Below are 23,169 nucleotides of genomic sequence, written 5' to 3'. Positions count from 1 at the left end.
CGGGCGCCTCGGTGGCCGCGGCGGGAGCCGGAGCCGCCTCGCCGGAGCCGCCACCCTGCTTCTCCTGGATGGCCGCGATGAGCTGGCTCTTCCGCATGCGCCCGGTCCCGCTGATGCCCAGCTCCGCTGCCATCTTCTGCAGCTCGGGCAGCACCTTGGCGGACAGGCCGGTGCCGGAGCGACGCGCACGGGCGGCCTTCGCCGGTGCGCGGGTGGGGGTGTCGCCGGACGCCGGCTCTGCGCCTGATGCGTCGGAGAGGAGTTCGGTGGTGTCGCTCAACTAAAAGGTCCTTCCCAGGGGTCGGGCGCCGGTTTCGTTCTGCCGGGCGTCCCGGAGGTGCTTGCGATCCGGCGGGACAGACCGGGTCGGGGTGCACTCTGTGATCTTCGGCTGTCGCTGTGGACGGCCGCCACTCTTGGGGAGAGGCTCGTCCAAGCCGCCACAGGGCCGTGGCGCGTGGCTGACACCCCCCAGATTGCTGTCGCCAACCAGATGTCGATGTGATCGAACGCGCAGGTCCCCGTCGTCGCCGCCTCGTTTCGAGCCAACCGGGTGTGGGCCAACCGGAGGCAACGGAGTCCGGGGAGACAGCCGCGCTGCTCACGCCTCGCGACGTGAAACATGATGCAGCGATGTGTGGCTGACAAGCACGCACCCACCAAGGGGGCATCTGGTGCGGCTACCAGCCTAACATCACCAGCGCACACGGCTATTCCCTGAAGGTCTAAAGAGGCATCAGCGTGTCTCGGGGAACTGAACGTTCGCACCAACCGGGTCGACGTCCATTTGCTGGATGTGCCAGTCATTACCCACTTCTGGCGCGATCAAATCCTGCGTATCCGATGTCGAAAACGCAAGGACCGTGGGACCCGCTCCCGAAACGACCGCGGGCACGCCCACTGCACGGAGACGTTCTACCAGATTCGCGGTGTCCCGCATCGCAGGCGCGCGGTAATGCTGATGGAGTCGATCTTCGGTGGCGGCGAGCAGCAGCCCGGGCTCCGGTTGCCGGGTCAGCGCCGCGATCAGCAGCGCAGCCCTGCCGGCGTTGAACGATGCGTCCTTGTGGGGCACGTCCTTCGGCAGCAGCCCCCGTGCGGTCTCCGTGGCCAGCCGGGTGACAGGAACGACCACGACCGGGCGGATGCGCTCGTCTGGAGCCAGTTTCACCATATGCGGCGCCCCGGAGTGGTCGTACCAGGCCACGGTCAGTCCGCCGGCCAGACAGGGGGCGACGTTGTCGGGATGGCCCTCGATCTCCGTGGCCAGCGCGAAAACGTCGTCGTCCGAAAATCGCCCGGGCTCAGAAAGTTGTTCGCCCTCAGCCAAAGCGCGGGCCGCCAGGATGCCCGCGCACAGGGCGGCCGACGAGGATCCCAGCCCGCGCGCGTGCGGAATCCTGTTACGGCAGTGCAGGCGGATCCCGCTGGGCTGCGTGATCCCCATGCGATCGAAGGTGGCCCGCATCGCCCTGACGACCAGGTGACCCTCTCCGAGATCCAGCTCACCCGCGCCCTCGCCCTCGACGGTGACGCGAACCCCGGCCTCGTCGGTGAGCGCGGCCTCGACGTCGTCGTACAGGCTCAGCGCCAGCCCGAGCGCGTCGAACCCGGGACCCAGGTTCGCCGAGGTGGCGGGCACGCGAATCTCAACGGTCCGCACATGAACTCCCTGTCAGGCGAGGTTGAGCGCCGCCGCGGCGGCGTGGACGTCGATGGGGATGACGACGGGCGCGGGCGCGCCCGAGATCGCCCAGTCGGGGTCCTTCAGCCCGTTGCCGGTGACCGTGCAGACGATGCGCTGGCCCGGGTCGACGAGCCCCTGCGAGTGGGCCTGCAGGAGCCCCGCGACGCCGGCGGCCGAGGCCAGCTCCACGAACACGCCCTCCTCCTGCGCCAGCAGCTTGTACGCCGCCGCGATCTGCCGGTCGGTCACCGCCTGGATGACGCCGCCCGACTCGTCGCGCGCCGCGGTGGCCAGCGACCAGGAGGCCGGGTTGCCGATGCGGATGGCGGTGGCGATCGTGTGCGGATGGGACACGGGCGCGCCCTGGACGATCGGCGCCGCCCCGCTGGCCTGGAAGCCGAACATGCGTGGCCGCTTGGTCGACACCCCGTCGGCCGCGTACTCCTGGTAGCCCATCCAGTACGCCGAGATGTTGCCCGCGTTGCCCACCGGGATGCAGTGGATGTCCGGGGCGTCACCCAGCGTGTCGACGATCTCGAACGCCGCCGTCTTCTGGCCCTGCAGCCGGAACGGGTTGACCGAGTTGACCAGCGCGATCGGGTAGCTGGACGACAGCTTGCGGGTCATCTCGAGACAGTCGTCGAACGACCCCTCGACCTGCAGCAGCGTGGCGCCGTGCACGAGCGCCTGGGCCAGCTTGCCCATGGCGATCTTCCCCCGTGGCACCAGCACGGCGCAGGTCAGCCCGGCGCGTACGGCGTAGGCCGCCGCCGACGCCGAGGTGTTGCCGGTGGAGGCGCAGATGACCGCCTTGGCCCCCTCCTCGACCGCCTTGCTGATGGCCATGGTCATGCCGCGGTCCTTGAAGCTGCCCGTCGGGTTGGCTCCCTCGACCTTCAGGTAGACGTCGCACCCCGTCAGCGCCGACAGACGGTTCGCGGGGACCAGCGGCGTGCCACCCTCGAGCAGGGTGATGACAGGCGTCTTCGGAGTGACAGGAAGACGCTCGCGGTATTCCTCGATGAGGCCACGCCACGACCTGCTCATGATGACTCCCTACCTGCGGTGTTGGGCACAGAGTGTACGGGGTGCGGCAGGCCGCCGCGGATCCGTGTCCACCGGCCGGACACATCCATTGGACAGGGGCACTATTCAGGAAATTCTCAGCATCTCCCGATAAGGTCTCGGGGCAGGGGGTCACCACCATGGACGCGCGTCCTGCTTTGACGCAGAACGACTATTCGCCGATCGCGGCGCCGGAGCTCGGCACCTGGTCACCCGCCCTTTCCGTGAGCGTGGTGATACCCGCTCACGGCGGGCAGGACCGGCTCGACCTGACACTCGCGGCGCTGGCGGCGCAGACGTACCCGGGCCATCTCATGGAGGTCCTCGTCGTCGACGACGGCAGCGAGCCTCCCATCCTGCTGCCCGAGATCCGGCCCGCCAACACCCGCGTCGTACGGGTGCGCGACGGCTGGGGCATCTCCAACGCCGTCAACACCGGCGCCAAGGCCGCCGACGGCGAGATCATCCAGCGTCTCGACGCCGACATGGTGGCCTGCCGCGAGCACATCGAGGCCCTGGCCCGCTGGCACCACGTGACGGACTATCTCGTCACGATCGGGATGAAGAAGTTCGTGGACGCGCCGCCGGTCACGCCGCGCCAGGTCTTCAGGGCGGGCCATCTGGGAGAGCTGTTCGACCTGGCCGGGGCCGTGTCCAGCTCCACCGAGGCGACGATCGCCAAGACCGACGGGCTGCGCAAGAGCCGCAACCCGTACCACGTGTGCACGGGGCCGACCTTCGCCCTGCCCCGGGAGGTCTTCCACGCCGTGGGCGGTCTCGACCCGAACGTGGCGCGGGGCGAGGACACCGAGTTCTCCTACCGGCTGGCCATGCACGGCGTGGTGTTCGTCCCTGACATGGACGCGCAGGCCGTGCACCTGGGGCTGCCCGCGCAGCACCGCGACAGGGAACGCGCCGTGCGGGCCGTGGAGCCGTACCTGGCGCACCGGATCCCGCTGCGCAGGGATCTGCGCAAGGACCGGGGGCGGCGGTGGCTGGTGCCGTACGTGGAGATCGTGCTCGACGTCACGGACACCTCCGAGTCGGTGGTGCGGCAGGCGGTGGCGGCGGCGCTGGACGGCAAGCTGCAGGACGTGGTGGTGACGCTGGTGGGGCCGTGGTCGCGGCTGAACTCCGGGCGCCGGTCCGTCCTGTCGGATCCGTGCTTCGAGCTGCGGCTGATGCGTGACCTGTTCGCGCACGACGATCGCATCCGCCTGATCGACGAGGCCGCCCCCACGCCGGCGCCCACGCCGTTCCGCTACCGGGGGCCGGTCGACGTGCCGCTGCACCGGGCGACGCTGGAGCGCATGATCGAGTCGGTGCAGAAGGACCTCACCGGCGTGCTGATCGTCGACCTGCCCGACGGGCGCACGGCCCGGCTGGAGCGCACCTCCGCCCTCGGCCGCGCCGTCCTGCTCGCCGAGCCGGGGACCGCCGACGTGGACGACCTCATCGCCACCACCCACGGGGTACGCCACGAGCCGCCGGACCGCTACTGGCCCGTGCCGGCTCCCGCGCAACCCGAACCGGTCACCATCCCGGCCCCGACTTCGGCCGCCGCCCCGGTGACCGTCTCGGTGCCGCCGGAGAACACGCTGCTGCGCCGCCTCAAGTCCGCCCTCCGCCCCAGCTGACCCCCCGGCCACGCGAAGGGGCGGGCGGGTCAGCCGCGCAGGCGTTTGCGCAAGGCGCGTTTCATGGTCGTCGACACCAGGACCCGCAGGCTCTGCTGGGCGCGACCGGCGGCGGCCAGCTGGCGGCGCAGCGCGCCGACCTCGCGCCGGAGCTCCACGGTCGACTTGCGCCAGCGCCCCGCCTCGTCCCGCCACTTGGCCACCTGCGCCCGCAGCCGCTCCGCCTCCTTGGCCAGCCGGGCCGCCTCGGCCTGCGCCTCCAGGCGCGCCCGGTACGCCCCCCGCCGCCCGAGGATCGCCCCCGGCTCGGTCGTGAAGCCGTACGTCTCCGCCTCCACCCAGGTGACGCCCGACACCGAGTCCACCGCGTCGTCCAGGTCCTCCCCCTGCGCCACCACGATGCGGGCCCGGGCGAAGGCGGACGCGCGTTCCAGGCGGGCCGCGACGACCCCCTGGGACGACTCGCGGAGCAGCACGTTCACCAGGCCGAGCCCCTCGTCGCGGGCCAGGTCGAGCAGGCGGGCGAGCGAGTCCTCGCCGGGGACCCAGCCGGGCGGCAGGCGCAGCACGAAGGGCACGGCGGGGTCGACGGAGTCCGTGGCGGACAGGCGTACCCGGCCTTCATGGCGATAGTGGCCCTGGACCAGCACCAGGTCGAGGTCGGGGTCCTGCAGGGGGGAGCGGCGGTCGCGGTCGAGGGTGTCCCAGGGCCCGAGGACGAGCACGGACAGGTCGGGTAACGTGCCGGCGAGCAGCGCGTCCACCGTCGCGCGCACCGAGTCGTAGCCCGCCGTGCCGTCCACCACCACGGTGACGTACGGCACCTTCCACTGCCGTCCGGGATGCCCCCGCAGCCACCGGTAGGGCGGGATGCGGTCGGCCACGAACGCGTGGCTCACCCGGTCGATCGGCTGTTTGCCGCGCATCCGCATGGTGGGCCCGAGGTGGTAGGCGCGGGCCGACGGCTCCGGCACGAAGACGGCGCCCGCCTGGCCGAGCCGGTAGCCCATCTCGGTGTCCTGGCCCAGGATCAGCTCGTCGTCCATGGGCCCGGCGGCCTCGATCAGCCGGGCGTTGACCGAGGTCGCGCCCCCGACGTGCAGGCTGAACGGGCGCTGGGGGTTGTCGGTGAGGCCGTCGGTGCGCTCGACGAGATCGACGATCCAGGCGTGCGGCTCCGCGGGTTCGAAGTGCCTCTCCAGGTCGTCGGGGAGCTCGCGGGGCACCTCGGCGTCGGTGAAGCGGATGTAGCCGGTGACGACCAGGTAGGGGGCGGCGTGGTGCCAGCGCATGTGGGCCGCGATCGCGCCCGGGGTGAGCACCACGTCGGAGTCGAGCCAGTGGATCACGTCGCCGGTCGCCTCGGCCAGCCCGGCGTTGCGGGCGCTGGCCCGGCCCGGCTCCGCGCAGACGATCAGGCGCGTCCGCTCCGGGCGGACGGCGGGCAGGCGCAGCGGGGGCGCGCTGCCGTTGTCGACGACGATGACCTCGGTCAGCTCCGCCGGGTACGTCTGCCCGGCCAGTCCGGCGAGCACCAGGTCGAGCTTGTCCTGCCCGCCGTAGGCCGGGATGACCACGCTGACCGTGAGCTCCGGGGTGAGGTCTTCCAGGAGGGGTTCGAGGGTCCGGTAGTCGTTGCCGCGCACCCTGGCCGCACCGGTGACATCGGTGGTCATGCGGCTTCCATCAGCAGGCTCGGGCGGAAGCCGCGCCACTGGTTGGCGGCCACCTTGAGGAAGTGGGCGAGGGGCAGCTGCCAGGTGTGCTCGTCGCCGAGCCCCCGGCGCAGGACGTAACCCAGCCCGTGGGTACGGTAGACGCGCGCCCCAGCCTTTTGCGCTGCTTTGAGAAACTCGAGATCAACTGCCCGCGATAGCCTAGGAAATCCCCCAATTTCTTGAAATTTCGCCCGGGAAATCAAGATCGTCCCTCCGGCCACATGATCGGCCCACACCTCGCTCGGATACGCCGCCCCACTCGCGAAAGTCGTCCGCCGCACCGTGGCCCGCAGCGGCTCCAGGTAGAAGAACTCGGCCGTCGTCCCCACCACGTCGGCCCCCGAGTACGCCAGCGCCATGAGCAGATCCCCCAGGTGGCGCGGCCCGTACCAGTCGTCGTCATCCCATTTCACCAGGTAGTCGCCGCGCGCCAGGGCCGCCAACCGGTTGAGCACCTCTCCGAACGGAACGTCCTGCGGGACCTCGATCCATTTCACGGGCAGCGAACACGACTCGACCGCCTCCCGCACCTCCTCGAAGCCCACCCCGTGCAGCCCGAGCAGCACCTCGACCTCGACGCCCCGCTGCCGGCCCATCTGGGCCAGCGCCGTCCCCACCATCCCCGGCCGCCTGCTCGACATCACGATGCTGACCGAAGGGCTGACAGAGGCCCTGGACACGCGGTGCCCCAGGCGGCGCAGGCGTACGCTGTGCTCCTCCCGCCGCAGGTCGGCCAGCGAACGCGCGGTCCCGTCGGCCGCGTGGCCGAGCCAGTCGCGGTCGGTGAGCAGCGCGGCGAGGTCGCCGGGCACCCACGGCGCGGCGCGGTCGGCGGTCAGCGGAACGCCGGCGGCGGCCAGCCGCAGCAATCCCGCCAAGGGCACCTCGGCGGCGGGCCACTCGATCTCCAGACCGCGCAGCGGGCGCAGCGCGGTCACGTCGGGGCACCGGCCCTCCACCGCCCAGCCGTCGTGCGCCCAGTGCAGGCGGGCCAGCCCCTTCTCCGGCGTACGAGCGAAGCCACAAGGGGTGATGGACATGGGCCTCCTTGGGACTTGGTCGGCGCCTACCTTACGCCCGTTTTACTCACTGGTAGACGCGGCCTCCACATTCGGCAGGCCCTACGCCGCAGGTGGAGTGAAGGTGATTCTCAGTTTTCCTCCAGGAAGGTGTGGCACGGTAGGTGCCTGTTGTTTATTAAGGTGTCAATAATCCCGTGATGTCCTCGACGCCTCTGATGTTCCAAACGAAAGGTATGCGCGGATGCTCTCGCCCCGCCGACTGGCAGCGACCGCCGCACTCCTCGCAGCTCTCACCGCCGGCGTGCTCGCCCTGCTCGTCCTCGCCGGCCTGATCACTTTCGGCGCGGCAGCGGTCACGGTGGCCTTCCTGGTCACTCTGGCGGCCCTCGCCTTCCTCGTGCTCACCGTGCGCCGCCTCGACGGCAAGGCGCACCGCATCGATCTGCGGATCAAGAAGTACGAGGCCGAGCTGGCGAGGACCACCACCGCACTCAAGAACATCGAGACCAGGCTGGACCTGCTGGTGCAGGCCGTCGAGGACTCCGCCGGACGGCGGGCCGACGACCTCGGCGCCATCCTGGCCTCGCTCGGGGAGGACCGGGTCAACGCCATGGCGCGGGCGCGAGAGGTGGAGGAGCTGCGCGCGGAGGTTCGCGCGCTGGCCAGGGACTCCGTATGACGCGGGTCAGGCACAACGACTACGGGGCGCTGCGGCCGCCGGCGGTGGGGGCGTGGGAGCCCACGCTGCGGGTCTCCGTGGTCATCCCGGCCTACGACTGCGCGGAGGCGCTGGAGCGCACGGTCCCGGCGCTGGCGCGGCAGACGTACCCGGCCGAGCTGGTCGAGATCGTGGTCGCGGACGACGGCAGCGAGCCGCCGCTGGAGGTGGCGGGCGCGCGGGTCGTACGCGTGGCCGACGGGTGGGGACGCGGCGCGGCCCGGCAGACCGGGCAGCTCGCGGCCACCGGGGACGTGATCCACTGGCTCGACTCCGACATGTTCCTCGCGGACGACCACATCGAGGCGCACATGCGCTGGCACCACCTGATCGACCACGCGGTGGTGATCGGGGACGTCCGGTTCGTCGAGGAGCCGGGCGAGGAGGGCGTCCAGTCCGAGTACACGAGGAAGACCCTGGAGTCGACCCGGTGGCTCAAGGACGCGGGCGCGAGCGCGTACCTGCTGCACACGGGCGCCTCCACGTCCGTACGGGCCGATCTGCTGCGCGCGGCGGGCGGCGTGGACACCTCCCTGAACATGGCGGAGGACACCGAGCTCGGCTACCGGCTGGCGCAGGCGGGGGCGGTGTTCGTCCCCGACGCGCAGGCCAGGGCCTGGCACGTCGGCGCCTCCACCGTGATGCTGCGGGAGAAGGAGGTGCACCGGCACAACTGGTCCTTCCTGGGCGATCTCATCCCCGATCTGCGCTGGCTGCGCAGCCACCCCCGGCGTCACTGGCGGGTGCCGTACGTGCAGGTCGTCGTGAGTGCGACCACCTACGAGCAGACGCGGGCGAGCGTGGACTCGGCCCTCGCGGGCACCCTCGCCGACGCGGCCGTCACCCTCGTCGGCCCCTGGGGCAAGCTGACCGGCGAACGCCGCTCCAGCCTCGACGACCCCTTCCTCGACCTGCGCCTGCTGCACAATCTCTACGCGCACGAGCCCCGGGTCATGTTCGCGGAGAGCGTACCCGCCTCCGCCGCGCCCGCCCCCTTCCTGCTCCGCGTTCCCACCGGGTGGACGCTGGGCGCCGACACGCTTTCCAGGCTGGTGAGCCACGCGGACGGCGACCTGCTCGGCCTGGTCAGCGTCGCGCTGTCGGAGGACGCCTCCGGGGTCGCGGCCGCCCGCCTGGAGCGCACGGCCGCCTTCTCCCGCGCCGCGCTCCACGAGGGCCGGGCCGACGACCTGGTGGACGAGATGTTCGGGTCGGAGTGGGTCAGCGGGAGTGAGTACGGATTCGCGCCGGCGGAGGAGGCCGAGCCGCTGGCCGGTGAGCCCGCGAAATGGCGGGCGCTGGCCGGGGAGCGGCAGCGGGAGGTCAAGGAGCTGCGGACGGAGGTGGAGCGGCTCGCGGCCGAGGTCGAACGGCTGTCCGCCGAGCCGCCCGCCGACGAGGCCGCGGGACGGGGCGGGCTGAGCTCGCTGATCAGGCACCTGCGGAGCGCCGGATGATCCGTCAGCTGCTGACGGAGCTGCCCGGAGCGCGGGTCTTCTTCGCCGGGATCGACGACGTCGCCCCCCTCTACGCCACCCCCGCCGGGGTGGGCGCGACCGCCCGCCGGCCCTCCTCGGGAACGTCCTGCGAGGCCCGGCAGGTCGTGGACCTCGATCGGGACCTGCTGGAGCCGCCCCACGAGGCCGAGCAGGTGGGCGAGGTGCTCGTGCTCGCCAGGACACCGGCGGATCTACGCAGGATCGCGACGCTGCACAAGCTGCTGCCACAGGCCGAGCGGGTGGTCGTGGCCGTGCTCGACACGCCCGCCGCCCACCCCGCGCCGGTCCCCACCCCCACCCCCGCGCACCGGTGGCGGTCCTTGACGGATCTGCGGGTCTACCAGCCCAGGAACCGGGTCTGGGTGGTCGACGCCCGGTTCTCCTCCGTCACGCCCGCGGGCCGTACCGTGACCGCGACGGCGCGGGCGTTCGCGGGCCACCGCCTCGACGTGATCGCGGCCCCGGCGGCGGCGATCGCGGGCGTCGGGGCGGCCGCCTGGCGCCCCGGCGACCCCAACGCGACCCCCGCCGAGGTGACCGGGCCGGTGCCCGAACGGGTCGGCGCGCCGGGCAGCGACGTGGTCCTGCGCACCCTCGGCCACCCGTCGATGGAGAGTGCGGCCGCCATTCAGGACGCCGTGGCACCGGCCGACGACGACGCTGAGACCGTGGAGTGGGCGGGGGACCAGACGCCCATCGAGCGGCCGACGTTGCGGGCGGTGACCTGGGAGCACCTCGGACGGCCGGGCATGGCCGACTCCCCGCTGGCCGACCCCGACGTGCTGGGCGAGCCCTCCATGGTCCCGCCCGTGGACGAACGCCTCGTGAACCCCCAGGGTTTCGTCACCACCCCCTCCCGTGGCCTGGCCTCCCTGGTGGAGCGGGACGGCCGGTGGTCGGTGGTGCTGGACGACAAGGTCGTGACGTCGTTCGCCGAGTCCGGCGGGGTCACCGACGCCGACGTGGCCAGGCTCCGCCAGATCCGCGGCGTCGAGGTGGACTGGCGGCACGCGCACAGCGGTCCCCTGGCCGCCGTACGCGTGCTGACCGGCCTGGCCGCCGCCGGGGTGCCGCTGCGCGCGCAGGCCGTGCCGCGCTGGGCGGGAGCGCTCGGCGCCGAGATCGTCGAGCTCGTCGAGCACTGCCCGGACCTCTCGGACGACCTCCGGCGCGAGGAGCACAGCATCCGCCTGCGCCGCGCCGCGCTCCGTACGCACGGCGTCGCCGCGAGGTGGGAGCAGCTCGGCGCGCCCGCCCCCGCGCCCCCGCTCACCTCGGTCCTGCTGGCCACGCGCCGCACCGACATGGTGTCGTTCGCGCTCGACCAGGTCGCCCGCCAGCGCGGCGCCGAGCTCGAGGTGATCCTCGCGCTGCACGGCGTCCCGAAGGGCCACCCGGACGTGGCCAAGGCGATCGAGGCGTTCGAGGGCCAGCTGACCGTGTTCGAGGCGGATCGCCAGGACGTGTTCGGCGAGGTGCTGAACCACGCGGCCGCCATGGCCTCGGGTTCGTTCCTGCTGAAGATGGACGACGACGACTGGTACGGCCCCGACTTCCTGTCCGACCTGCTGCTGGCGCACTCCTACTCGGGCGCCCAGGTGGTGGGCACGGTGCCGGAGTTCGTGTACCTGACCTCCATCGACGTCACCGTGCACCGCAGGCAGGTCACCGAGCAGATCACCAGCTTCGTCGCCGGCGGGACGATTTTGGTGGAGCGCTCGGCCTTCCAGGCGGTGGGCGGGTTCCGGCCGTTGCGGCGCTCGGTGGACACCCAGTTCCAGGAGGCCCTGCAGGCGGCCGGAGGCCAGATCTACCGTACGCACGGGCTCGGCTACATCCTGCGCAGGGGCCCGGCGGCCAACCATACCTGGCAGGAGCCGATCGGGACGTTCCTGCAGCGCAACAGGCAGCAGTGGCGCGGCTTCCGCCCGAACGCCCTCATGGCCCTGGACGGGAGCCCCCTCCCATGACCGGCATCCCCCGCATCCGCCGCAACGACTTCGGCGTCCTCGCGCCGCCCGCCCTGGGCGCCTGGGAGCCCACGCTCACCGTCACCGTCGTCATCCCGGCCCACGACCGCCAGGAGACCCTGGACCTCACCCTGGCGGCCCTGTCCGCCCAGAGCTACCCCGAGCACCTGCTCGACGTCATCGTCGTGGACGACGGCAGCGCCACCCCGATCCACCTCCCGGAGCTCGTCCCGGGCAGGACCAAGCTGATCTCCAGCCCGCCGGGCGGCTGGGGCCGGGCCTGGGCCGTTCAGGCGGGCCTGGACACCGCGACCGGCGAGGTCGTTTTCGTCCTGGACGCCGACATGGTCCCGCACCGGCACCACGTGGAGGCCCAGCTGCGCTGGCACCACCTGGCCCCGTACGTGGTGGTCCTGGGCTGGATCGACTTCACCGCCGCGACCGACCTCCCGACGCAGGAGCGGGTACGCCAGGCGCTGGAGTCGGGCGAGGAGGGCGAGCTCTTCCCGCTGTCACCGCACCGCCACGACTGGGCCGAGCAGATCATCCACGACCACGACGGCCTGCGTACCGCCCCCAGCTCCCTGGCCACCCGCATCCACGTGGGTGCCACGGCGTCGTACCCGGCCGAGCTCCTGCGCTCGATCGGCGGCCTGGACACGTCCCTGGTGCTGGCTGAGGACACCGAGCTGGGCTACCGGCTCACCCAGGCGGGCGTGGTGTTCGTCCCGGACCCGGAGTCCCGCGCCTGGCACGTCGGGCTGCCGACGGCGATGCGCGACTTCGCGGCGCTCAAGCGCTACAACGACCCTTTCGTCGCCGACCGGGTCCCCTACCGCCGCTATCTCCGCACGGATCCGGGCCGCCAGTGGCTGGTGCCGTACGTGGACGCGACGGTGCCGGCGGGCCCGTACGAGGACGTGCGGGCGACGGTGGACGGCCTCCTGGCCGGCACGATCCCGGACGTCAGGGTCACCGTCCCCGGCCCCTGGGAGTCCCTGACCGCCGGACGCCGCTCCCCGCTCGCCGACCCGCACCTCGACCTCCGCCTCATCCAGGCCAACTTCGCCGGCGACCCCCGCGTCCACCTGACCAGCCCCCTGGAGGGGACGGCCCCGTTCCGGCTCTCGGTGCCGCCCGGCTGGGTCCCGTCGGAGGACACGGTGGAACGCCTGGTGGACCACATGGAGCAGTACGACCTGGGCGCCCTCTGCCTGGCCCTGGACGAGACGGCGCACGGCGTCACGATGGCCAGGCTGGACCGCACGGCCGCCGAGTCGAGAGCCGCCCTGGTGGCCGCCCCGGACGACGACTGGGACGACCTGATCGACGCCCTCTTCGGCCTGGAGTGGCTCGACGGGGAGAGCTGGGGCTTCAAGCGCCGCCCCGCCGTCTACCCGCCGCGCAAGAGGCCCGTCCCGGAGCTCGACCGGCTCACCGCCGAGCACGAGAAGAAGATCGCCCTCTACCGCAAGCGCACCGCCGCCCTCCGCGCGGAGCTCGCGCAACTGCGGCGGGAGACGGGCAAGAGCGCCAGGGACGCGGCGCGCTGGCGCGAGAAGGCCGAGGCCTGGCGCAGGGAGGCGGTCCGCCTCGCCCGCGCCCAGAACCGCACGGTGCTCAAGCGAGCCGTCCGCAAGGTCCGCGCCCTCGCCTTCCCCGACGACTCCCCCGCGCGCGAAGGCTAGTCGTCGCCCTCCACGCGCATGACGCCGGCGACGGCGCGGACGACGTCCAGCTCGCGCAGCCCCTCCATGGTCGCCGACAGCGCGGCGTCCGTGGCGCGGTGGGTGACGATGACGAGCTGGGCGTCGTCGCCGTGCCCCTCCTGGCGCACCGTCTGGATCGACACGTCGTGCTTGGCGAACAGCTCCGCCACCCGCGCCAGCACGCCCGGCTTGTCGGCCACGTCGAGCGCCACGTGGCAGCGCGTGACCGTGTCGCCCATGGGATGGGCCACCAGGTCCGCGTACGTCGACTCCTCCGGCCCGCGCGTGCCCGCCAGGCGGTTGCGGGCGACGGCCACCAGGTCGCCGAGGACCGCGGAGGCCGTCGGCGCCCCGCCCGCCCCCTTGCCGTAGAACATCAGCTGCCCCGCCGACTCCGCCTCCACGAAGACCGCGTTGTACGCCTCCCGCACCCCGGCCAGCGGATGCGACCGCGGGATCATCGCGGGGTGCACCCGCACCCCGAACGAGCGGCCGTCGTCGGAGCGGGCGCAGATGGCCAGCAACTTGATGACGTAGCCCATGGCCTTGGCAGAGGCCACGTCGGTGGCGGTGATCTCGGTGATGCCCTCGCGGTGCACCTCGGCGGCCGTGACGCGGCTGTGGAAGGCGAGCCCGGCCAGGATGGCGGCCTTGGCGGCGGCGTCGAAGCCCTCGACGTCGGCCGTCGGGTCGGCCTCCGCGTAGCCGAGCGTCTGGGCCTCCTCCAGGGCGTCGGTGAAGGACGCGCCCGTCGAGTCCATCTTGTCGAGGATGTAGTTGGTGGTGCCGTTGACGATGCCGAGCACGCGCTTGACGTGGTCGCCCGCCAGCGACTCGCGCAGGGGGCGCAGCAGCGGGATGGCGCCGGCCACGCTGGCCTCGAAGTAGAGGTCGCCGTTGCCCTGCCTGGCGGCCTCGTGCAGGGTGCCGCCGTCTTCCGCCAGCAGCGCCTTGTTGGCGGTGACCACGGACTTGCCCTTGGACAGGGCCGCGACGATCAGGGTGCGGGCGGGCTCGATGCCGCCGATGACCTCGATGACGATGTCGACGTCGTCGCGCGTGACCAGCGCCTCGGCGTCGGTGGTGAGCAGCGAGGGGTCCACCTCGACGTCGCGCTTGCGGCCGAGCCGGCGTACGGCGACCCCGGCCAGCTCCAGCGGGGCGCCGATGCGCGCGGCCAGGTCGGCGGCCTGCTCGTGCATGAGCCTGATGACCTGCGAGCCGACGACGCCGCAGCCCAGCAGCGCCACTTTCAGCGGTTTCACAGCTGCCCCCTCAACAGGTCGTCCTCGGTCTCGCCCTGCACGATCACGCGCGACTTGCCGCCGGAGACGGCGACCACGGCGGGCTTGGGCAGGTAGTTGTAGTTGCTGGCCAGCGACCGGCAGTAGGCGCCGGTGGCCGCCACCGCGATCAGGTCGCCGGGGGCGAGGTCCGCGGGCAGGTGGAAGTCGCGCACGATGATGTCGCCGCTCTCGCAGTGCTTGCCGACCAGGCGGCTGAGCATGGGCTCGGCGGTGCTCTCGCGGCTGACCAGCGCCGCGGTGTATTCGGCGCCGTAGAGGGCGGTGCGCACGTTGTCGCTCATGCCGCCGTCGATGCTCACGTACGTGCGCAGGCCCTCGACGTCCTTGACGGTGCCGACCGAGTAGAGGGTGATGCCGCCGGGCCCGACGATGGTGCGCCCCGGCTCCACGGTCAGCCTCGGCACGGGCAGGCCCGCGTCCGTGCACACCTTGGTGACGATCTCGCGCAGCCCGTCGGCCAGCTCCTTGATGTCGGGCGCCTCGTCGCCCTCGACGTAGGCGATGCCGTAGCCGCCGCCCAGGTCGAGCTCGGGCAGCACGACACCGTGCTCCTCCTTGATCTGCACGAGCAGCGCGGTCAGGCGCCTGGCCGCCACCTCGAACCCGGCCGTGTCGACGATCTGGGAGCCGATGTGCGAGTGGAGCCCGACGAGCTCGAGCTGCGGCAGGGCGAGGATCCGGCGTACGGCCTCCGCGGCCGCCCCGGTGTTGAGCGACAGCCCGAACTTCTGGTCGTCGTGCGCCGTCGCGATGAACTCGTGCGTGTGCGCCTCGACCCCGGTGGTCACCCGGATCATCACCTTGGGCCGCTTGCCCAGCTGCTGGGCGAGGTGGCCGAGCCGGGCGATCTCCTCGTACGAGTCGACCACGACGTGGCCGACCCCGGCCTCCAGCGCCCTGGTCAGCTCGGAGACGGACTTGTTGTTGCCGTGCATCGTGATGCGCTCGGGCGGGAACCCAACGCTGAGCGCCACCGCCAGCTCGCCACCGCTGGCCACGTCGAGCCCGAGGCCCTCGTCGTCGAGCCAGCGGACGATCTCCTTGCACAGGAACGCCTTGCCCGCGTAGTGGACCTCGGAGCCGGCGAAGGCCGTGGCGTAGTCGCGCATGCGCGAGCGCACGTCGTCCTCGTCGAGGACGTAGAGCGGCGTGCCGTGCTCGCGAGCCAGCTCGCGCACGTCGACGCCGCCGACAGTGAGCGTGCCATCGGTCCGGGTCGACGTTCGCGGCCAGATCGCTGGGTTGATCCGGTTGAGGTCGGCGGGCGCCAGCGGAGGGCGCTCGTGGGGCAGCATCTCGGCGTGCCGGTCCCCGGCGGGATGGACGAATCGACTCACCTGATCGAGGCTATCGGAACCGCAACTAAGCCATGACCCTCTGCCCACGTATCGAGACGCGATCAAGCTCCAGAAGGGATATTTTTACGATTTTTCGCCGTTTGGCCGAATATTTTACGACCCGTTAGAGCCGTTCCGGCCCAGGAAGCACACTCGTCACAGCCTCGGCCAGCCGCACCCGCGCCGTGTGCACCGGCCCCGGCGCCTCGTCGCCGACCGGGACGGCGGGCGCGTGCTCGTGCGCGTCGTGATAGGCCAGAGCCAGCCGCATGAGATACGTATCCCACCCCGGCTCCCTGCTCACCTTCCGGCCGGGCAGCTCGGCCAGCACCCGCAGCACCCGCCGGTCGTACGGGCCGTCGAGCAGCTCCCCCCTGAACCCCTCCGACGGCACCCCCAGCTCCCGCGCCCACCTGAGCACCGCGCGGGCCCTGGCGTGCCCGTACCGCACCACGAACCCGGGGTTGTCCCAGGTCCGCGGGAAGTCCGGCCACGGGGGCTCCGGGATGTCGAGCGGCTCGACGCCCGCCACCAGCCCCCCCGGCTCGCCGACCACGATCCGCAGGAACCCGTCCCGCCGGACCTCCACCAGGGACACCCCGTCCAGCTCCCGCACCCGCCCGGCGAGCGACTCGGCGGGGACCTTCCGGCGCAGCGCCGCGGCGGAGACGTAGGCGGCCTCCACCTCCCACGTCCCCTCGGGCACCGGCGGCTCCCCCAGCACCTCGGCCAGCACCTTGGCCAGTTCTGGGGGCTTCATGGCCGAACCCTAGCCCGGGGGCTCAGATGAGCGCGTGCGGCTCGGCGGAGCCGTACTCGACCAGGTGGGCAGCCCCGAGCAGCCAGCGGTCCTCGTCGCGTACCCGCACGTAGCCGAACCGGTCGGCCGAGAACACCTTGATCCCGTCCGTCCGGCACTGCCGCATGAGCACCTCGTCCCACCCGTCCGTGAGGTCCGCGAAACCGATCTCACGCAGGGTGTTGCGGCGGGCCAGGAGGGTCGCCCCGGCGATCTCGGGGAGGTAGGCGTACTCGGCCTCGGGCTGCTTGAGCAGCGTGGCCTGCGGCTTGCGGAGGTGGGCGTAGAAGGCCGCCTTGCCGACGATGTCGGCAGTGCTGAAGAGGAACGCCCGCCGCAGGTCCGACAGGTAGTGCGGGCCGTAGACGTCGCGCGGGTCCATGACCGCCACCAGGTCGGCCTCGCACAGGTCGATGCCGGCGTCGAGCATCGCGCCCTCGGTCATCGCCGGGTGCGGGCGGCGGTAGACGACCTCCACGTCCGGCAGCACGTCGCGGGCCCGCAGCTCCGACTCCGGCGGCCCGATGACGATGAGCTGGTCGATCCCCGACTGCTTGGCGACCTGCGCCAGCGCGTGCTCCATCAGGTACGGGTCCATGATCGGCAGCAGCACCGAGGTGTTGAGCGTGGCGCGGGCGCTGGGCAGGCCGATCGCGTCGAGGAGCTCGTCGACCCGCTCGGTCATCGTGCCCATCTGGTACGCCCGCCGCAGCGCCACGTGCGCCCGCCGCGTGTCGGCCTCGATGCCGATGGGCGTGCCGCAGGCGGCGAGCTCGGCCAGCCGCCACTGGGGTGTGCCCGGCGGGCAGTCCACCGCGGCCGGCCAGCGGTAGGAGGTCAGCACGTCGGGGTACGTCAGGTGCCCGGGCAGGAGCTGGTCCAGCGTGAGGAGCCGGTCGATGCGCCCGCCGGAGAGCGGCAGCGGGTTGTGCACCCGCGGCTGCACCCCGAACTGCAACCGGGGCCAGGCCACCGTGAGATCGGTCGTGAACCGGTGCTCGAACAGCTCGGCCGCCGCCGCGTACGCGGCCACGTCGCCCCGTGTGTGCCAGAAGACCGTGCGGATGCCGCGCTCGGCGCACCAGGCCAGCAGCGCCTTGAGCCCTTCGCCCGGCTCGCCGGTGATCTCCTCGGCCCACGGCCCCTGCTCGACGGACTCGACCACCAGCAGGTGTGGCACCTCCAGCGGGAGCACCCTGGCGAAGTCGCGCGGCGTGAATCCGGTCGTCTGCCGCCACTCGTACCGCAGCAGCGCCTCGGCGTGCGGGTCGGCGATGACCGCGGCCGTCAGGTGCGGCCTGGTGTTGGGTCCCGTCGGCACCCGGAAGGGCTTGAGCTTGAAGGAGGCGCCCCCGAGCGTCCTGGTCGTAGTGGTGGCCTGGAACGCCGCCCCGGGGCGCTCGTCCTTGGCCTTGGCGGCCGTGGGGGGCTTGCGCTTGGGCGCGATGGGCCGCTTGACGGGCTTGGCCGCGCCCCTGAGCCCCTTGGCCAGCCGGACCGGGTTGCTCTTGCCGCTCTTGATCGCGTCGCCGAGGCGGTTCCAGCGGGCGACCTTGATCGAGGACAGCTTCCAGTTGGCCACCTCGGCCTGGAAGCGCTGCTCGGCCAGCTCCCTGCGCAGCTTGTCGGCGGCCGCCTGCTCGACCTCCAGCCGATCCTCGGCCTCGCTCAGCCGCTCGGCCAGCGACCTGGCCTCCGCGGCGCTCTGCTCGGCGGCGGCCAGCTTGGCCTCGGCGGCGTCCAGCAGCCTGGCCAGCTCGGCGGCGCGCTCGGCCTGCGCGACAGCATCCCGCAACGCCCGGCGAGTGCTTTCAAGCTCAGTAGACAAATGGACCTCCGCTCCCTCAGCCCGGCAAAGGATACTCTTTTTGCCTGAAGCGTCTCGAAGGGATGAGATCCGGTGCAGTTCAACGTGCGGCCCTACGTCTGCGGCGCTCTCGGCCGGATCGACACCGCCATACTCGGCAAACTGACCGCGGCGGGCCCGAGACTCCTGCCCGCGCTCCAGTCGGCCGACGCGGCGCTGTTCAGCTCGGCGCCGCTGCCGCCCTACCACCGCCTGGGGCACGCGTACGCGTTCTCCTGGGGCGAGCGCAAGCCCTCCGGGGACGACGACTGGATGACGGTCGCGGAGACGTTCGAGACCCCCGGGCTGATCGGCGACAGCGACACTGTCACGCTCCACACGGGCGCCCTGGGGCTCGTGGACGTCTACTACGTCCGCCTCGGCGACGCGGTCTACTTCTCGTCGCAGATCCAGCCGCTGCTCAGCCTGGTGCCGGTCCAGATCGACTGGTCGGCGTGGGCGTCGATCCTGCAGGTGACGTTCCCGCTGGGCGAGGCGACGCCGTACGCGGGCGTCAAGCGGCTGCCCGGCTCCAGCGCCCTGGTGTGGCGGCACGGCAGGCTCACGACCGAGCGCAGGCTGCCGCGCTGGCTGCGTTCCGAGCCGTACGAGCGGTGGATCAGCCCGCGCGAGATCGTCGAACTGCTCGACGAGGTCTACCAGGACTACGACGGCCGCAAGCTGCTCGTGCCGGTCAGCGGCGGCTACGACTCGCGGCTGCTGGCCGGCGTGGCCAAGGCCCGCGGGATGGACGTCGAGTCCTGGACGACCAGCCCGGACGACGGCACCGACACCGACATCGCGTTCGCCCGGTCGATCACCAGGGAGCTGGGCATCCCCCACCGGGTGATCACCCAGGACGCCGCCGACTACCCGGACGACGTCGTTGAGGTGGCCCGCCGGCTCGAATACCTGACGCCGCACCACGCCTGGTACGCGCCCTTCGCCAAGGAGGTGCACAAGGCGGGCCGGATCCTGGTCGACGGCCTGGCCGGCGGGCCGCTGCTGAAGAACTTCATGGTCAGCGGGGCCGCGCTGGAGGCCACGACGCAGGCCGAGCGCTCGGCGGCCGTGCTCGGCTCGCTGTCGCTGGGGGCGCCCTCGCAGCCGTTCCTGTCCAAGGCCGCCGCCCAGTGGATGGAGGAGACCGTGCGCGAGCAGTTCCTGGCCGCCACCTCCATGCTCCACGGGCACCGCGCCGAACTGCCGCTGTCGGTGCTGCACACCAGGACCGTGCGCGGCATCGCGCGCTCCGCGGTGAACCTGGTGGGGCCCGAGGCGTCGTTCGCGGCGCCGTTCATCGACCCGCGCTTCTTCGACGCCGCGTTGTCGGTCGGCGTGGCCCGCAAGGACAAGGGCCGTTTCTACCGCGAAGTGCTCCACGCGGCCAATCCACGGGTGGCCGCACTCCCCTCGACGAATGTGGTCAAGCAGCCGCTCCAAAGGGTGCCGCTGCGTTCGACGGCCGCCCCCGCCCGAAATTATTCGCACCGCATGCTGGAGACTGTGGTGAGGACAGTGCCGGGGCTGCTGTCGGACGAGCTGCACGAGGTGGTCTCAGGCGGTCCCGACGCTTTGACCAGGTTCAACGGCTGGAACGATCGTTTCTGGGTGCGGGGGTTGGTGCTCTTCGGGCTGTGGCTGAGCGACTTCGAGAACGACCTCTCGGACCTCGCGCCACCTTTTTAGTGAACTCTCGGTAACAGGGCGATTACGTACGGATCTCACGGGTATTAACCCTTGCACAGCAGAAGCGGGTTCCGGAAAGCCAACGGGCTGGTAGTGTTCGGCCCGTAAGCGCCGCACAAACGGGCACCAGATCACAAATCCGGTCTCGTTCTAGGGCAGTGGAGTTCGCAGGGATGACGACTCCACGCGGCGCGGTCACCAGATAGTAACGCCGGGGCAACCGGTGACTTCGTCCTGCCCACATCTCTTCCTGTGAGCGACATTATGATCAACGCATCCCCATTGCCGGAGCCGATCTCCGAGGCGTTCGTCTCGGAGGATCCTGCCTGGTACAAGCGGGCGGTGTTCTACGAGATTCTCGTCCGGGGGTTCAAGGACTCCAACGGCGACGGCACCGGCGACCTTCGCGGTCTCATCGAGAAGCTGGGCTACCTCGAGTGGCTCGGCGTGGACTGCCTGTGGTTGCTGCCGCTGTACGAGTCGCCCCTGCGCGACGGCGGGTATGACATCTCGGACTACATGAAGATCCTCCCGGACTTCGGGGACCTGGGTGACTTCGTGCAGCTGATCGAGAAGGCTCACGAACGTGGCCTGCGGATCATCACCGACCTCGTGATGAACCACACCAGCGATCGCCACCCCTGGTTCCAGGCGTCCCGGCACGACCCCGAGGGTCCGTACGGCGACTTCTACGTGTGGTCGGACCACCCTGGAGGCTATCCCGACGCCCCGATCATCTTCATCGGCGCCGAGGAGTCCAACTGGACCTACGACCCGGTGCGCAAGCAGTACTACTGGCACCGTTTCTTCCACCACCAGCCGGACCTGAACTATGACAACCCGGCGGTGCAGGAGGCCATGCTGGAGGTGCTGCGGTTCTGGCTGGACCTGGGCATCGACGGTTTCCGGCTGGACGCGGTGCCGTACCTGTTCGAGCGTGAGGGCACCGCGTGCTCCGGGCTGCCGGAGACGCACGCGTACCTGAAGAAGGTCCGGGCCGAGGTGGACCGCCTCTACCCCGACCGGGTGCTGCTGGCCGAGGCCAACGGCTGGCCCGAGGACGTGGTCGAATACTTCGGCGACCCCACCACCGGGGGTGACGAGTGCCACATGGCCTTCCACTTCCCGCTCATGCCGCGCATCTACATGGCGGTCAAGAAGGAGACCCGCGAGCCGATCTCCGAGATCATGTCGCGCACGCCCAAGCTGCCCGACAAGGCGCAGTGGGGCATCTTCCTTCGCAACCACGACGAGCTCACGCTCGAGACGGTGAGCGAGGAAGAGCGCGACTACATGCACAAGGAGTACGCCAAGGACCCGCGTATGCGGGCCTACCTGGGCATCCGCCGGCGTCTGGCCCCGCTGCTCGACAACGACAGGGACCGGATCGAGCTGTTCACGGCCCTGCTGCTGAGCCTGCCGGGTTCGCCGGTCATGTACTACGGCGACGAGATCGGCATGGGCGACAACATCTGGCTGGAGGACCGCGACTCGGTCCGCACGCCGATGCAGTGGAGCCCCGACCGCAACGCCGGGTTCTCCTCCGCCGACCCCGGACGGCTCTACCTGCCCGCGGTCATGGACCCGATCTACGGCTACCAGGCGGTCAACGTGGAGGCCCAGCAGCGCCATGAGGGCTCGCTGCTCCACTTCACCCGCAAGATGCTGGAGATCCGGCGCAACCACCCGGTGTTCGGCGTGGGTGCGTACACGGAAATGTGGTCCTCGAACCCCTCCGTGCTCACCTTCGTCCGCGAGGACCGCGACGACATCATGCTCTGCGTGAACAACCTGTCGAAGTTCCCGCAGCCGGTCGAGCTGGACCTGCGCAGGTTCGAGGGGATGGTCCCGGTCGAGGCGCGGGGCGGGGTGGAGTTCCCGCCGGTCGGCGAGCTGCCGTACCTGCTGACGCTGCCGGGGCACGGCTTCTACTGGTTCGCGCTGAAGAAGAAGGAGAAGGCCGCTCTCAGCGCGACGTGACCGGCACCTGGGCACGGGCCGCGCGGCGGGCGGGAATGAGCGCCACCGCGAGGGCCGTGCCCACGGCTCCCACGACGGCGACGGCCAGCGTCAGGGCGGAGGGCGCGCGCCCGATGCCCGCGCCGACGCCGCTCGTGTGACCCTGCAGGTCGATCAGCCCGGTCACCACGGACATGCCCGCCGCGGCGCCCACGCCGACGCCGAGCACGACCAGCAGCCCGGTGCCCGTCACCAGCGTGGCCATGACCTGGCGCGGCGTCAGCCCCATGGCCTTGAGCACGGCCAGGTCGAACGCGTGGTCGCGCAGCCCTAGCGCGCTGGCGGTGAGCAGGTTGGCCAGGCCGATCAGCATCAGCACGGCGATCAGCGCCACGATCACCACCCGGATGATCGACAGCCGGTCCGCCGGGTTGACCGCGGCCTGCACGTCGAGGCTCTCGGCCGACTCCGACAGCAGCCGCCCGCGCACCTCGGCGGGGTCCGCCCCCTTCGTGAGGGCGAGCGCGTAGTACTCCGGCGGCACCGAGTCCTTGGCCGCCAGGCTGTCGAGCCCCACGGAGATCACCTCGCCGTCGAGGTCGGGCTCGACGGTCCTGCCGACGATCCTGACGATCAGCGGCGTGCCGCCCACGGTCAGCCGCACCCGGTCGCCGATCTTGATGCCGAGCAGGTCGAGCAGGCCCTGCCCGGCCACCGCCTCCCCCTGACGGCCGTACATGCGCCCCTCGACCACCGGGAACGGGTACGGCTCCGTCGAGCTGCCGATGGCCCGCACGCGGACCGAGCGGGCCATGCCGGGCGCCAGGGCGTCCACGTCGGTGCCCGGATAGACCGTCTCCACGCCCTCGTCCAGCTTGGCGACGCGCTCGGCCTCGGCCGGCTCCGCCTTGCCCGGCCTGACGTACAGGCTCGCGTGCTGGCCGACCTGCTCGGGGTGGTCGGCGAAGTTGTCGAGCGTCGCCCAGACGCCGAGCCCGATCGTGACCATCATCATCGGCACTGCCAGCCCGAACGCCGTCAGGAACGCCGGCACGCGCCTGGTGAAGGCGTCCCTGGTGCCGAGGACGAGGGCAGGCGGGAGGCGTACGAGCAGGGCCAGCCGGGCCAGCCTGGACAGGCGGCCGCGCGGCGGCAGGGCGGGCGCGTCGGGGATCGGCGGCGTGCGGCCGCCGCGCCACGCGGGCAG

Annotated in this window: 17 protein-coding genes; 7 read left to right on the top strand and 10 right to left on the bottom strand. The window is 71.6% G+C overall.

Going from position 1 to position 23,169, the window contains the following annotated elements:
• The 3 genes from ACWDX9_RS40125 to thrC all read right to left on the bottom strand — a co-directional run.
• The coding region (locus tag ACWDX9_RS40125; protein WP_449963904.1) for a Rho termination factor N-terminal domain-containing protein at positions 1–280 on the bottom strand (280 nt) is incomplete at its 3' end.
• Between the two features lie 456 nt (positions 281–736).
• On the bottom strand, positions 737–1,663 hold the full coding sequence (gene thrB, locus ACWDX9_RS40120) for a homoserine kinase (protein ID WP_449963901.1): 927 nt from the start codon (positions 1,661–1,663) through the stop codon (positions 737–739).
• A 12-nt stretch (positions 1,664–1,675) separates the two neighbouring features.
• A complete protein-coding gene (gene thrC, locus ACWDX9_RS40115; protein ID WP_449963899.1) occupies positions 1,676–2,734 on the bottom strand; it encodes a threonine synthase in 1,059 nt (352 codons plus the stop codon).
• A 158-nt stretch (positions 2,735–2,892) separates the two neighbouring features.
• Here thrC and ACWDX9_RS40110 point away from each other — a divergent pair, with 158 nt between their 5' ends.
• Complete coding sequence (locus tag ACWDX9_RS40110; protein ID WP_449963897.1) at positions 2,893–4,389, top strand: glycosyltransferase; 1,497 nt, start codon at positions 2,893–2,895, stop codon at positions 4,387–4,389.
• A 29-nt stretch (positions 4,390–4,418) separates the two neighbouring features.
• Here the strand turns inward: ACWDX9_RS40110 and ACWDX9_RS40105 are convergent, their stop codons facing one another.
• Both ACWDX9_RS40105 and ACWDX9_RS40100 read right to left on the bottom strand, forming a co-directional pair.
• Positions 4,419–6,065 (bottom strand): glycosyltransferase, encoded by a 1,647-nt coding sequence (locus ACWDX9_RS40105; RefSeq protein ID WP_449963894.1) that lies wholly within the window; start codon positions 6,063–6,065, stop codon positions 4,419–4,421.
• Entirely contained in the window at positions 6,062–7,147 is a 1,086-nt protein-coding gene (locus tag ACWDX9_RS40100) for a glycosyltransferase family 2 protein (protein ID WP_449963892.1), read from the bottom strand. Before ACWDX9_RS40100 ends, ACWDX9_RS40105 begins: the two co-directional genes overlap by 4 nt.
• Before the next feature lie 223 nt (positions 7,148–7,370).
• On the opposite strand from ACWDX9_RS40100, the gene ACWDX9_RS40095 reads away from it, so the two are divergent.
• From ACWDX9_RS40095 to ACWDX9_RS40080, 4 genes are read left to right on the top strand one after another with little or no spacing between them, the layout of a single operon-like run.
• Complete coding sequence (locus ACWDX9_RS40095; protein WP_350729995.1) at positions 7,371–7,808, top strand: hypothetical protein; 438 nt, start codon at positions 7,371–7,373, stop codon at positions 7,806–7,808.
• On the top strand, positions 7,805–9,304 hold the full coding sequence (locus ACWDX9_RS40090; RefSeq protein WP_449963889.1) for a glycosyltransferase: 1,500 nt from the start codon (positions 7,805–7,807) through the stop codon (positions 9,302–9,304). Before ACWDX9_RS40095 ends, ACWDX9_RS40090 begins: the two co-directional genes overlap by 4 nt.
• Positions 9,301–11,316: a glycosyltransferase gene (locus ACWDX9_RS40085; RefSeq protein ID WP_449963886.1), complete on the top strand. Its 2,016-nt coding sequence runs from the start codon at positions 9,301–9,303 to the stop codon at positions 11,314–11,316. The genes ACWDX9_RS40090 and ACWDX9_RS40085 overlap by 4 nt, the downstream gene beginning before the upstream one ends.
• A complete protein-coding gene (locus tag ACWDX9_RS40080) occupies positions 11,313–13,004 on the top strand; it encodes a glycosyltransferase (protein WP_449963883.1) in 1,692 nt (563 codons plus the stop codon). The genes ACWDX9_RS40085 and ACWDX9_RS40080 overlap by 4 nt, the downstream gene beginning before the upstream one ends.
• Here the strand turns inward: ACWDX9_RS40080 and ACWDX9_RS40075 are convergent.
• From ACWDX9_RS40075 to ACWDX9_RS40060, 4 genes are all read right to left on the bottom strand, one after another.
• The gene (locus ACWDX9_RS40075) at positions 13,001–14,290 is read right to left on the bottom strand and encodes a homoserine dehydrogenase (protein ID WP_449963881.1); all 1,290 of its coding nucleotides are present in this window, start codon (positions 14,288–14,290) and stop codon (positions 13,001–13,003) included. The genes ACWDX9_RS40080 and ACWDX9_RS40075 overlap by 4 nt on opposite strands.
• Positions 14,287–15,669 (bottom strand): diaminopimelate decarboxylase, encoded by a 1,383-nt coding sequence (gene lysA / locus ACWDX9_RS40070; RefSeq protein WP_449963878.1) that lies wholly within the window; start codon positions 15,667–15,669, stop codon positions 14,287–14,289. The genes ACWDX9_RS40075 and lysA overlap by 4 nt, the downstream gene beginning before the upstream one ends.
• 124 nt (positions 15,670–15,793) lie before the next feature.
• Positions 15,794–16,429: an anticodon-binding protein gene (locus tag ACWDX9_RS40065; RefSeq protein WP_449963876.1), complete on the bottom strand. Its 636-nt coding sequence runs from the start codon at positions 16,427–16,429 to the stop codon at positions 15,794–15,796.
• 22 nt (positions 16,430–16,451) lie between these two features.
• On the bottom strand, positions 16,452–18,296 hold the full coding sequence (locus ACWDX9_RS40060) for a hypothetical protein (RefSeq protein ID WP_449963874.1): 1,845 nt from the start codon (positions 18,294–18,296) through the stop codon (positions 16,452–16,454).
• A gap of 72 nt (positions 18,297–18,368) precedes the next feature.
• On the opposite strand from ACWDX9_RS40060, the gene ACWDX9_RS40055 reads away from it, so the two are divergent.
• The gene (locus tag ACWDX9_RS40055; protein WP_449963872.1) at positions 18,369–20,003 is read left to right on the top strand and encodes an asparagine synthetase B family protein; all 1,635 of its coding nucleotides are present in this window, start codon (positions 18,369–18,371) and stop codon (positions 20,001–20,003) included.
• 264 nt (positions 20,004–20,267) lie between these two features.
• Complete coding sequence (treS, locus tag ACWDX9_RS40050) at positions 20,268–21,983, top strand: maltose alpha-D-glucosyltransferase (RefSeq protein WP_449963870.1); 1,716 nt, start codon at positions 20,268–20,270, stop codon at positions 21,981–21,983.
• On the opposite strand, the gene ACWDX9_RS40045 is transcribed toward treS, so the two are convergent.
• Positions 21,970–23,169 (bottom strand): ABC transporter permease (locus ACWDX9_RS40045; protein ID WP_449963867.1); only part of this gene is annotated, 1,200 nt, incomplete at its 5' end. The genes treS and ACWDX9_RS40045 overlap by 14 nt on opposite strands.

This window comes from Nonomuraea sp. NPDC003201, assembly GCF_053590415.1.
This window is presented reverse-complemented; position numbering and strand designations above follow the sequence as displayed.